The organism is Moraxella sp. DOX410, from assembly GCF_032248735.1.
GTDB classification, from domain to species: domain Bacteria; phylum Pseudomonadota; class Gammaproteobacteria; order Pseudomonadales; family Moraxellaceae; genus Faucicola; species Faucicola tetraodonis.
Genome location: NZ_CP135138.1, coordinates 1,074,848 through 1,087,460, shown reverse-complemented (window position 1 = coordinate 1,087,460; position 12,613 = coordinate 1,074,848). Strand labels below are relative to the sequence as shown.

The window sequence follows — 12,613 nt, the reverse complement described above, 5'->3', positions numbered from 1 at the left end:
CTAAAAATCAACGATTTATCATACATAAAACCCCCTAAACCAGTTAGGGGGTGGATAGCCTAGGTTGACTTAAATTATTAGTTACTGTTGGCAAGGTCTTTGCACAGTTCAAGATTCTCCGCTTTTGGATAACTGAGTGTCCATTGGCGAGTTTCATTCAAAATTTGCTTGTAATCTTGCTGAGAGGATAAGTACTGCACCGCTAAACGAGGATCGCTGATGGTCGGCATTAATTTTTTTAGCTCGACATTATAAGCGGTGTTAAACCCTGTTTCTTGTGATTTATTAAGCATGGGTGGGCAGATTTCTGACAACACTTGTAAAACCGCCACTTCTTCTTTGGTGGTCGATAATTCTGACATATCGATTGCGATAGTATCGTTATTTTTATCTTCAGCGATACCACTCACGGTGACGCCCATTAACAGCATGCCTATCATAGCTTGACTGATGTTGCCCAGTTTAATCATACGGTGTCCTAACGTTATCTAAGTAAAATACAGCCCATATCATACTAAATAATCAAAAAAAATATAGCGAATAATCACGCTATATAGTCAGTATTTTGTGAACAAGTAAATTTTTTTGAAACAGTGTAGCAATATACTACTAGGTAAAAAATTCGGCATTATCCATGTTACGGCCTAGTTTACACGGCCTAGTTTAATAGCTCAATCGCTTGAATTTGCAAAACACTCTCTGCTATCTGGCTAAAATGAACATCAACATTCTGATAACGCATGACAAATGGGGTATTAAGCGCTTGTTGTCGATACGCAGGTCTAGGGTCTTGGGCAATGAGTTGCTCGATGGTTTGCCAATCTGTTGGCTTGAGCTGACCTTTTACTGCAATATGCGATAAACCTTGCAATAAATCTGGATGCCAATGCACCGACTTGATGATGGGTTTTTGGCTGGCATACCCAGCAATCGCATCATCGATACTATCGCTATAAGGCAAATACGGTTTGATATCAATGACTGGTGTGCCATCTACCATATCACCGCCGATGATATGCAGCCTCAAACCCGCCTCAGTGTTTTCAATATGCGAAAATTTGACCACTGATAATCCAATATTTGCCGGTCGATACATACTTCGACTGGCAAAAACCCCTATCTTTTGGTTGCCACCAAGTCTCGGTGGACGGACTGTTGGCTGAAAATTTGACTGATTGGGATTGATTCGATTTTGATGAAATTGCCATATAATCCAAAGATGACTAAATTGCGCAATGCCTTCAAAAGCACTGAGCACATTATAGGGCGGCAACATGCTAATAGTAGCGTTGATATCGACAAGATTGGGCTGGCGAGGCGTGCCAAACTTTTGCTTAAGCGGGGAGTTCACAATGCCGATAATCGGCAGGGTAATTTGTTGTGGTAACATAATGGGTCGTTAAAATATGATATTTTAAACTATGATTATGCCATTTTTTTACGCCCAAATTCGACTAAATCATCAAAAATTTGCTATCATATCGCCCCAGAATGTCAATATTAACCCGCTATTTTTATTCTTTATCCAGTTTTATTTTTATTTATGACCAATACAAGGTTGGGCGCTATGTCAAAATTTTATGAAGAAACCGTTACCTATGTGCATCATTGGAATGACACATTATTTACCCTAAAAACTACCCGTAATGCAGGTTTACGTTTTAGGAATGGTGAATTTGCCATGATTGGTCTGGAAGTCAATGGAAAACCTTTGATGCGTGCCTACTCAATTGCCAGCACCAACTATGATGAAGAGCTCGAATTTTATTCTATCAAAGTCCAAGATGGTCCTTTGACGTCTATTTTACAGCATATCAAAGTGGGTGATAAATTATTGGTGAGTAAAAAACCCACTGGCACCCTGGTGCTTGATGACCTAAATCCTGGCAAGCATTTGTATATGCTAGCAACGGGTACAGGGTTGGCACCATTTTTGTCCCTTGCCCGTGACCCAGAAGTGTATGAGCGTTTTGAGAAAGTTATCGTGGTGCATGGCGTACGTTATGTGAGTGAGCTAGGCTACCGTGAGATGTTTGAAAAAGACTTGTTTGAAGATGAGCTACTGGGTGAATACGTTAAAGATAAACTCATCTATTACCCCACCGTCACGCGTGAGCCGTTTCGCAATGAAGGGCGTATGACCGATTTAATGAAATCAGGCAAGTTATTCCAAGACATCGGATTACCACCCATCAATGCAAACGATGACCGCGCAATGATTTGTGGTAGTCCATCTATGAATAAAGACGTGGCAGCACTACTCGATGAATTTGGTCTTAAACCATCGCCTCGTATGGGTGGTACGGGTGATTATGTGGTTGAACGCGCCTTTGTTGAACAGTAAAAGTTGAGCAATAGAATTTGAACAGTAAAATCATAAAAAAGAGCCTTACGGCTCTTTTTTATGACTAAAAATTAATAGCTATACTCTAACACCAAATTACCACCCGCATCTTTATCATCGCTGATGCTGTCTTTTTTACCCCAAATACCCAGTTTAACCGAGGTTTTGTCATTATATTTATGTTTCCAATCGGCTTCGACAATATCCAAGTCCTGCTTGGTGGCAAAGGCTGAATTAATCACTTGATTAGATTGATTGACTTTGGCGTTGGCGTATTTTAACCCGAGCTGGTTGTTAGCGTTAATATTACCTGATAGCCCCACACTAATGATTTCACCATCCCCACCAATCGGATGACCTAGCGGCAAGCCCTTTTGATAATAACCATCTGTATATATTGAGTGACCATAAATAATATTGGTTTTGTCTAAATCATAATAAGTATTCGCCCATTCTGCATGCCAGAGCCAAGGTTGCTGCAACAGCGGAATCGTACCTTTTAAACCTGCCAAATACGCCTTTTTACTTGGCAAACCCCCTGCTTCATCTTCCCCAATAAATTCACCATAGATACTCACCGGCAGGTTTACCAACGGTTTTAAATTTAGCTGTGCATCGATGCCTGCGATTTGGTTTGAAGGATCTTCATCTTCGCCGCCATTATCATATTTACCGATTAAAGCCTTACCTAAAGACTTTAGGCTTTCAGACTTATTATCGCCACCCCACATCAAGGAACGCGAAGCGCCGATTTGAAACGCTTCATGCGGCTCAAAACTCGCCCGCATGCCAATCAATTTAGTGTGAGGCTCTGCTTTATAGTCTTGTAATTGACCGGCAGTAATTTGGTAATTAAAATTACCCAGTTTCGATAATACAGGAAAATTAATGGGGCTATTATTGGCGCGCTGCATTAAAAAGCCCGTGACAGGTCTAGCCGCATCACTGCGAATTAAACTGCCATCAACGCCGTTGCCCCACCATACCGGAATACTACCAAAGGCAAGGCGATGATTGCCTAATTTCGTGCCGATATAGCTGCCATCAAGATTAGATAATTTGCTAGGCTCATCATCTTCGACATTTAAGGTGCCTTGAATTTTGTAATCAATGTTATCGCCTGCATGACTATGAGAAATACTAACACCCAAAGGCGTCACCGTATTGCCTTCTGTATTAAATCCACTGAACACAGCCCGCTCGTCACCATTCACGTTGCTCACTATTTGTAGCTTGGATACATCGTTGGCTGCAAGCTTTTGTTTAACTTGATTCAATAACAGTTTATCATTGTCTGATTTGGGCTGTGCTTGGCTTAAGGCGGTCTGTATGGCTTCTGAACTAATCGGCCAAGTTGATATATCAACATTTAGCACACCATTGAGTTTCAAAATCTCAAGTGTTTGGCGTAGCTCACTATCAATTTGAACTAATTGACCTGCCTGACTTAATTGCGAAAGTCCAAGTAGTACGCCCAATGAGAGATATTTAACCGTTTTATTTGTCATATGAGACTCGCAGTTTATGTATTGGCATTGAATAGACTGGTTAGTACATCAACCGTGGTAGTCGCAATCGTTTGCATTTCATTTGTTGTCAATGTCGGGTGGATTAAAAACATCAAGCTGGTTTCCCCTAATTCTTTAGCAACTGTCAACCGCGCGTTGGGACGCGATGGATGATTGTCAAATGCTTTTTCTAAATAAATTTCTGAACAAGAGCCAGAGAAACAAGGAATTTTTTTCTCGTTAAGCGCATTTAAAATACTATCTCGATTGATATTCTCTGGCAAGTTTTCAGGTCTCACATACACATAGTATTTATAATACGCATGGACAGAATCGCTACCCATGACTTGGTGAAATTCTATATCTGGTATGCGTAAAAATTGTTGCCCACCTGCAAACTGTGTTAGAGCATCACGCAAAATCTTGGCGTTTTGTGTACGAATGTTGGTCCACTCAGCCATTTTTTTAAGCTGAATACGACCAATCACCGCTTGCATTTCCATCATGCGCCAATTGGTGCCAAAGCTGTCATGCAACCAGCGAAAACCCGGTGGATGTTGTTTATGATAAATGCTATCGTAGTTTTTACCGTGGTCTTTATACTCCCACATTTTTTGCCATAATGCTTTGTCATTGGTCGTGACCATGCCACCTTCGCCGCCTGTGGTCATGATTTTATCTTGACAAAAACTCCAAGCACCAACGTGACCAATACTACCCACTGGTTTACCTTTGTACTTGGCGCCATGCGCTTGGGCACAGTCTTCGATGACCCATAGGTTATGCTGCTTGGCAAGTGCCATAATCTCATCCATATCGCAAGGCCAGCCAGCTAGATGCACGCAAATGATGGCTTTGGTCTTGTCGGTGATTTTTGGTGCAATTGTCGTGGCAGAAACATTACCCGTATTGTTATCTACATCTGCAAACACCGGCATCGCGCCAGCATTAACCACGGTTGAAACACTGGCGATAAAACTACGTGGCGTGACAATCACTTCATCACCCTCGCCAATACCCATGGCTTGTAACGCAACATCGAGTGCCAATGTGCCATTTGCCAATGCCACTGCGTAATCTGTCCCTACCCATACGGCAAATTCTTTTTCGAACTCTCGACATTCTGTGCCCGTCCAGTAGTTGACTTTATTGGATAATAGCACCTGTGACACGGCATCGGCTTCTTCTTGACTAAAGCTAGGCCAAGGGGAAAATTGGGTGTTTAACATGTTTTATATTCTCATATTTTTGAAAATGAAGTTAACGATTTTTTTTAGTTTTTAATCAAAGGTCTTGCAGGGTTGCCGACGACAGTTACGCCAGCGGGTACATCTTTAGTGACGACGGCACCCATGCCAACGATAGCGCCTTTACCAATTATTAATGGCTTATCTGGTGTGCCTTGACGTAGCACGGCGCCTGTTCCAATATAAGCATGATCATGAATATGCACATTACCATTGCAACTAACCCGTGGCGCAAAAGTAACAAAATCACCAATTACACAATCATGGGCAATATAACTATAAATATTAGCATGAAAACCTTTTCCAATTTTGATATTGGACGTCAGGTGAACAAAACCACAAATAATACTGCCTTTACCCATAGTGATGTTGTCATATTGTAGAGCGTTATTGGCTATTACATTAATAATTTCAATATTATCTTGTACAAGTTTGGCATTCAGTTTTTCACGGACATGGCTATTAGCGATTGCGATGGTTATGCACTTTTTAGTTGCAGAGTGTTGCAAAAACTGTTGATAATTTAATACTTTATAATCATCAAGCTTGTCAAGCTTGTCGCCATCATCAACATACACGAAATTTTCTTGGTTGAGTTGCGGGTATTGTTGTCTAACTAATGGCATGACTTCTTTGCCAAAACCGCTTGCACCATAGATACCAATTAATTGTGACATCGTCAAATCACCCGTGAACCTGTAAACTTTGTCATCGTTGCTTCACCCTCGGCACTAATACCGTCTTTGATAATGACTTTTTTGACGGTTTTTAGCAAGATTTTCATATCTAACCACAATGATTGATGCTCAACATACCAGGTATCAAGCTTGAACTTATCTTCCCAATTCAAGCTATTGCGACCATTGACTTGTGCGTAACCTGTTACCCCTGGACGCACGTTGTGACGTTTGGCTTGTTCAGCGCTATATAAAGGTAAATATTCCATGAGTAAAGGTCTAGGACCAACCAAACTCATATCCCCTTTTAGCACATTCCAAAGTTCGGGCAACTCATCAAGGCTACTGGCACGCAGTCTTTTACCAAAGTCAGTCAGGCGCTCACTATCTGGCAGCGCGTTACCTTCTTTATCAGTCGCATCTTTCATAGTACGAAATTTAATCATCTCAAACGGCTTGCCATGCAAGCCTGGACGAGTTTGGCGAAATAGCACAGGCGAGCCCAGTTCTTTTTTGACTTTATACGCCGTAATAGCGAGTACAGGCGATAGCACCACAAGCGCAGAAGTAGAAGCAGCGATATCAAAGGCACGTTTTAGCATGTCATAATCCCATTTCGATTAGCATAGTTTGATTCACTTTATTAACATCAAATTTTTCAACCACTATCTTACGAGAGGCTTTACCCATTTCTATAACTAAATTAGGCTCTAATATGAATTTTTCCATAGCATCAGCAAGTTGTTTCACTGCTTTAACGGGCACTAAAAATCCATTCACACCATCAACAACGGTTTCTTTACAACCTGGAGCATTCGTTGTAATGATAGTTCGACCCATTGCCATCGCTTCTAAGACTGTACGTGGCGTTCCTTCTCTGTAGGATGGTAGTACATAAACAGAACATTCAGCAAGGGAAGGACGGACATCGGCAAGCTTGCCCCAAAACTTGACGATGCCTTGGCTGACCCAGTCATCAAGTTGTGCCTGCGTGATGGCGTTTGGGTTTTCGTCCATCCAACCTACAAGGTGAAATTCAATGTTGGGATATTGTTGCTTGATAATTTTAGCAGCTTCAATATATTCTACCACGCCTTTATCTTTAAGCAGTCTAGCAATAAGTAAGAATGAGATTTTAACATTCCCTTGTTGATCACGTGGTAAGTCTATGACCTCAAAATGTGTTAGGTTAACGCCAGAGCCATTGACTAGAACTGTTGGGAAATTGTTGGGCATGAGTCGTAAATGTCTAAACAGCGCTAAATCATCGGGATTTTGAAAGATGATTTTTTCACAATTTGGCAAGGCTTTTTTGTAGAGTGAGTAAATCAGTTTTTGGGTTGTTGATGGTGCTTGATTGTCTGCCGTTTGGAACGCATAACCCAGGCCAGTAATCATGGCGAAAATATGTGGCACTTTTGCCATTCTAGCGGCGAGTGTGCCATAAATCACTGGTTTGATGGTGTAGCTGAGTACATAATCGGGTTTAATGGCTTTAATAGTGGTATATAAAACTTTTAGAGTTTTGGCATCAGCTATTGGGTTTGTCCCGGCTCGTTGCATTGGGATGTTGTGTATGTGATAGCCAAGTTGGGTAAGTGTCTGGAAATCTTCTTGGAATTGGTCGGTGTCAGGGGCTAAAATATGTATTTCGTAGCCTTTAGCGGCGATGGCTTCAAGGAGTTTGCCTCGAAAGTTGATAATGGAGGGTAAAAAACTACAAATAAGTAAAAATTTCATAGTCTATCCTTATCTTTCATTGAATGACTTCCAATTACACTAATTAGTAAAAATATAAACATTGGTGCAAACATCCATTTTTGCCGCATCGCAATACCTAAATTTGCTGTAGTCATCGAGAGAATGATTAACGTCATGAACGCATAAATCCATAAAAAAGCACGATTCACTTGCAAAGAAGGTTTCGCCTTCTTGAGTAACGCCCTACTACCGATAATAAACAAATATAGTAAAATAATGTTATCAATTGAAGCAGCTAACGCAAAAACGCTATTAGCTTCAAAAGGCAAAGGTCTAAACAAGTAAGTAAACATTTGCATTGGTAAGCTCATGGAGCGAATATCAACACCACCACCCCCTTCCGTATTATAACCTTGCCGTCCTTCAATATAAGCTTGAACATCGGCTGTATTTCCAGCCCCACCTAATCCAGCATACTGAAGGGCAAATGGGATTGCAATGCCAGTGGCTATAACAGCTATACTACCTATTGATATTCGTTGAAAGATGGAAGCATGTTTATCAAATATAAAGGCTAAAGCAAAAGCAGCAATCATAATTCCCCCGATATGAGGACGGACTAATACCATGGCTAACACTGAAAACATAAATAAGAATATATGTCTCTTAAAATTAATTGCTGCCCATAATGCAAGACAAGTGGCCATAAAAGAAATACTGTCTTTACCTACTGCAGATGACCAGAAGCTTACTGATGGTAAAAAAATAATTAAAGATGCTAAACGTTTAATACGTAAAGAGCTGTCTTTTGTTGTTTGACGCAAAATTGAATCAAATGCCAAGAGCCCGATTGCACCAAAAATATTGAATACTAAGAAGCATCCAAGAAATGATAATCCTAACCCTTGTACCAATAAAGTCGTCAAATAATCAACGCCTACTGTTCCAAAGCCAATTTTATTATCGTAACCATACACTGTCGCTCTGACAAAATAACCAATTGCATCGCCCCCTTTCTCAAAAACATACCAAAAATAAACCAAACATAATAAAGTATGCCAGATATAAACCAGAGAAGAACGTGTTAAAGTAGATTTAAAATAAGTTCGTATGCCCCATATTATAAATAGACCAAATAAGAAAACTAGAAAGGCGCCAATAATTTGAAAAGGAGAACTAGACAACATTTTAAAACTCTCGAAAAAAGCGTTTTATATAGTATCACTGTGATTCTATATTTCATAAATCTTTTACCCAAATTAACGTATTGGATTAGACTAACAATAATTTTTAGAGCTTGTTTTTGTAAATTTAAAAAATTATTGCTGTTCCAACCAAGCTTGAAACATTAATACATCCCATAGATGATGTTGCCAATTACGTCTTCCACTTAAATGCTCAAGCCACTTTTGCCTTATAGGTAGAGGGTCAAAAAAACCTTGTTGACGTAGCTGATTTTCATCTAACAATTCCTCTGCCCAATCTTTCAATGGACCTCTAAGCCAAGTATCTATAGGTACACCAAATCCCATTTTTGGGCGTTCTATCAATTCTTTTGGAACATATCGGTACAAAACTTCTCTTAAAGCCCATTTCCCTACTCCATTTTTCAGCTTTAACTCAAATGGTAGTTGCCAAGCAAAATTAATCACTTGATGATCCAAAAAAGGAGTTCTAGTTTCAAGAGATACACCCATGGCAGCACGATCCACTTTAACTAAAATATCATCTGGTAAGTAAGTAATTGAATCTAAAAACATCATACGTTCTACTGAATTCAATCGGTCTATATTGGGCATATTACCTGATAGATACGTATTTGGCTCTGTCGCGCCTAAAACAATTTCGTTAGGTTGCCAATGGGTTACTAATTTTAAATATACTTCCTCGATATCTTTGGATGATAAAACTCCTGCTGCCTTATGTATCTTTTCCCCAAAATTTGATAGTTGTAATGATTGAGGTAGTGTCTTTTGTAAGGGATTAATTAAGGTATTCCACTGCTTTGGTGCAATACCATGAATACACTTACTTAATGTTTTACGTAAAGGCAATGGTAGATAGGATAGTTTATTCCATTGGTTATGTGTTTGAATATAACGATTATAACCAGCAAATAATTCATCACCTGCATCTCCAGATAGAGAAACCGTCACATGTTGGCGAGCTAGTTGGCTGACCAAAAAAGTTGGAATTTGTGAAGAATCGGCAAATGGCTCACTATACAGTTTAGGTAGCTTTGGAATTACGTCTAAAGCTTGCTGTGGGGTCACATATAACTCAGTATGTTCTGTTCCTAAATGTTTAGCCACTGCTTTAGCATGCTCAGCCTCATTATAGTCATCATTGTTAAACCCGATAGTAAACGTTTTAACTGGTCGCGAACTTTGACTTTGCATCAAAGAAACTATAGTTGATGAATCTATACCACCAGATAAAAATGCTCCTAAAGGAACATCTGATAGCATTTGTTGATTAACTGCTTTTTTAAGAACTGCTTCAAGCTCATCTACAGCTTCCGTTTCTGTTCCATTAAAAGGATTTTTAACACCATTTTCCGCCACTTCCAGCAATGACCAATAATTTTGGATTTTTGGTTGTCGATCTTGTAAGGATACCTCCAATATGCTAGCGGGCGGTAGCTTATAGATATTCTTATAAATTGAATAAGGTGCTGGTATACAATTATGTCGCATATAAAGAGCTAAAGCATCTCTATTGACTTCATTAATAAAAGTTGGATGACGTTTTAAAGCTGCCAAATCCGAACCAAATAAAAAAGTTATATACTTTCCCTCTCCTTGCCAACCATAATATAATGGTTTTTCCCCCATACGGTCACGAGCTAAAATGAGTTTTTTCTCCTTTTTATCCCATAGCGCAAATGCAAACATGCCATTTGAGCGTTGGAGTGCTCTACTCACCCCCCATTGACTAATAGCTTCTAACAAGGTTTCAGTATCAGAATTACCCCGCCATTGACTAGTAGTTTTTAACTCGTTACGTAGTGCCAAATGATTATATATTTCTCCATTGTAGACGATTACGTAACGTCCACAAGCTGATTGCATTGGCTGTGCCCCGGCTTTAGACAATTCTAAAATAGATAGTCTTCGGTGCCCTAGAGCAATTCCCTGTTCTTCATTTATCCAATAACCCTCTGCATCAGGTCCTCTTTGGATGATAGTATCCGTCATGCATTTGAGAATTGACTTAAATTCATCACTCTCTAATGCTCCACTTAACGTTAAAAACCCCGCTAATCCACACATACATTAATTTCCTAGAGCGGCTTCTTTCAGCCAGATTGCCAATTTTGGTGCTGTTACTTGTAAGCTATAATTTTATTCAACTTTTTCGCGACCTTTTAATCCCATTTGTTGGCGCAAATTAGCATCCAGCAACAAGGACTCTAATTGTTCGAGCCATTGCAAAGCATTATTCGCTAAATAACCATTAATACCATCTTCAACGATTTCATTATTAACTCCAATAGGGCTTGCTATAACAGGTAAACTACAAGCCATATACTGAATTAGCTTATAACCACACTTACCTCGCTCCCATGGGGAGTCTAGCAAAGGCATTATGCCAATATCAGCATTGGCAATATTTTCTACTTCAGTGGCTTCAGACCAAGGTAAACCTTCAACTTGTACATCAGGTAAATTGAATTCGGCTCCAATTACACGAAGTTTATATTCAATTTTTTTTGCCAGTTGCTGTAAAGGCTCTTTAATAGTTTCTAAATACTTGACTGTACTTGGCGAGCCAATCCACGACATTCGACACTTGCCCTGGGTAATCAATCAGTCCAGTGGCTACTAACTCCTGCACTTGGTCAGCGTGTAATGCCCCTGGATTATCAGCATCTGTCCTACCAAGTACAGTAAATTTGGTATTTGGATATCGCTGCTTGACAATTTTTGCCGCTTCAATAAAATCAAAAATCCCTTTTTCTTTGAGCAAACGACCGATAAATAAGAAGTTTATTTTACCATTTTTTGGGTTAACAGGCTGATAAGGATAGTCGTCTAATTTTAACCCAATTCCACCCAATACCTCATAATGTCGAACAGGAATACTGTGTGTGTATAGTAAATCCTTAACATCATCAGGATTAAGGAAAATAATTTTATCGGCGAATGGTAAAGCCAGTTTAAATAAAGAGACTTGTACTCGCTGTACAATTTTGGCTTTTTTTGAGTAACCTTCTGGCTGCTCGGTAAAGGCAAAACCCAAGCCTTCTATCATGGCGATTTTTTTAGGTACTTTAGCAAGCTTGGCAGCGAGCGTGCCATAGATGACAGGTTTGATAAAATAGCTAAGGACAATATCAGGCTGGATTTTTTTGATTTTTTTATAAAGACTTATCGTGTTAGATAAATCTTCATAAGGATTAAGACCGCCACGACTCAGTTTATAAAATACAGGGATCGCACCTAATAATGAAATTTTAGTAAGTTCTTTTTCATCACTATCCGAAGTGAAGGCGTAAACTTTACAGCCTCTATCAATTAAAGATAAAATTAAATCTTTACGAAAAGTGTAAAGACTAGAGGCAACAGTACCAATAATAATAATTTTCACTTAATCCCTTGTTGTTTTTTCAAATTCAAAATATAAAAAAAGCTGATGTAAATAGCAAAATAATTATACATACGTAGTCTTACGGCTGTACCTAAATTGTCATTACCAATTAACCAAACACTTCCATAAATTACAAAAAATATTAACAAAAATCGTATAAAACTATCTGCCATTTTAATATTTTTAATTACATATTTCAGCATCATAAAAAAAGGGAAAGTTTCTATCAAAAGCAAAATTATAGCCAAGGGGTTAGTAATATATAAGCCGAAAAGTTGCCCTAATGTACTTAGAATAAAATTAGGGATAAACATTACGGGATTAGAGAAGTCTAAACCTAATGTAGAGCCGCCCTTAATTTCCTCAAAACCAGAACGATATTCTGTTAATCTTTCAAGAATGCCCATATAGTTTGCTATAAATAATGCAAAGAAATATAAAATAGCAAATAAAAAAATACGTTTTTTTGTGAGCTTAATTTTCCATAAAACTAAAGCCAGTAAAAATGCGTACCCTAAATAAGGACGCAAAGCCATTAAAAAAATC

General features: G+C 39.0%; 13 protein-coding genes. 1 reads left to right on the top strand and 12 read right to left on the bottom strand.

Translation table 11 applies throughout. The features are described from left to right. Window positions 1-77 precede the first annotated feature (77 nt). Complete coding sequence (locus RNZ41_RS04870) at window positions 78-470, bottom strand: MCR_0457 family protein (RefSeq protein WP_314027740.1); 393 nt, start codon at window positions 468-470, stop codon at window positions 78-80. A 188-nt stretch (window positions 471-658) separates the two neighbouring features. After that, window positions 659-1,390 carry a tRNA (N6-threonylcarbamoyladenosine(37)-N6)-methyltransferase TrmO gene (tsaA, locus tag RNZ41_RS04865; RefSeq protein ID WP_314027739.1) on the bottom strand — a complete coding sequence of 244 codons (732 nt, stop codon included), beginning with the start codon at window positions 1,388-1,390 and terminating at the stop codon, window positions 659-661. A 177-nt stretch (window positions 1,391-1,567) separates the two neighbouring features. Between tsaA and RNZ41_RS04860 the strand changes: the two genes are divergently transcribed. Continuing rightward, entirely contained in the window at window positions 1,568-2,344 is a 777-nt protein-coding gene (locus RNZ41_RS04860) for a ferredoxin--NADP reductase (RefSeq protein WP_065252743.1), read from the top strand. Window positions 2,345-2,415: 71 nt separating this feature from the next. On the opposite strand, the gene RNZ41_RS04855 is transcribed toward RNZ41_RS04860, so the two are convergent. The 10 genes from RNZ41_RS04855 to RNZ41_RS04810 form a co-directional block, all read right to left on the bottom strand. Continuing rightward, the gene (locus RNZ41_RS04855; protein WP_314027738.1) at window positions 2,416-3,852 is read right to left on the bottom strand and encodes a capsule assembly Wzi family protein; all 1,437 of its coding nucleotides are present in this window, start codon (window positions 3,850-3,852) and stop codon (window positions 2,416-2,418) included. A gap of 14 nt (window positions 3,853-3,866) precedes the next feature. Then, complete coding sequence (locus tag RNZ41_RS04850; protein WP_314027737.1) at window positions 3,867-5,081, bottom strand: DegT/DnrJ/EryC1/StrS family aminotransferase; 1,215 nt, start codon at window positions 5,079-5,081, stop codon at window positions 3,867-3,869. Between the two features lie 44 nt (window positions 5,082-5,125). Further along, complete coding sequence (locus tag RNZ41_RS04845) at window positions 5,126-5,776, bottom strand: acetyltransferase (protein WP_314027736.1); 651 nt, start codon at window positions 5,774-5,776, stop codon at window positions 5,126-5,128. 2 nt (window positions 5,777-5,778) lie between these two features. Continuing rightward, window positions 5,779-6,378 carry a sugar transferase gene (locus RNZ41_RS04840; protein ID WP_314027735.1) on the bottom strand — a complete coding sequence of 200 codons (600 nt, stop codon included), beginning with the start codon at window positions 6,376-6,378 and terminating at the stop codon, window positions 5,779-5,781. A 1-nt stretch (window position 6,379) separates the two neighbouring features. Then, on the bottom strand, window positions 6,380-7,516 hold the full coding sequence (locus RNZ41_RS04835) for a glycosyltransferase family 4 protein (protein WP_314027734.1): 1,137 nt from the start codon (window positions 7,514-7,516) through the stop codon (window positions 6,380-6,382). Then, on the bottom strand, window positions 7,513-8,664 hold the full coding sequence (locus RNZ41_RS04830; RefSeq protein WP_314027733.1) for a hypothetical protein: 1,152 nt from the start codon (window positions 8,662-8,664) through the stop codon (window positions 7,513-7,515). Before RNZ41_RS04830 ends, RNZ41_RS04835 begins: the two co-directional genes overlap by 4 nt. Before the next feature lie 132 nt (window positions 8,665-8,796). Then, the gene (gene asnB / locus RNZ41_RS04825; RefSeq protein WP_314027732.1) at window positions 8,797-10,749 is read right to left on the bottom strand and encodes an asparagine synthase (glutamine-hydrolyzing); all 1,953 of its coding nucleotides are present in this window, start codon (window positions 10,747-10,749) and stop codon (window positions 8,797-8,799) included. Between the two features lie 72 nt (window positions 10,750-10,821). Further along, a complete protein-coding gene (locus RNZ41_RS04820; RefSeq protein ID WP_314027731.1) occupies window positions 10,822-11,262 on the bottom strand; it encodes a glycosyltransferase in 441 nt (146 codons plus the stop codon). Then, on the bottom strand, window positions 11,213-12,067 hold the full coding sequence (locus RNZ41_RS04815) for a glycosyltransferase family 4 protein (protein ID WP_314027730.1): 855 nt from the start codon (window positions 12,065-12,067) through the stop codon (window positions 11,213-11,215). The genes RNZ41_RS04820 and RNZ41_RS04815 overlap by 50 nt, the downstream gene beginning before the upstream one ends. Continuing rightward, on the bottom strand, window positions 12,064-12,603 hold the full coding sequence (locus RNZ41_RS04810; RefSeq protein WP_314027729.1) for a hypothetical protein: 540 nt from the start codon (window positions 12,601-12,603) through the stop codon (window positions 12,064-12,066). The genes RNZ41_RS04815 and RNZ41_RS04810 overlap by 4 nt, the downstream gene beginning before the upstream one ends. Window positions 12,604-12,613: the final 10 nt, after the last annotated feature.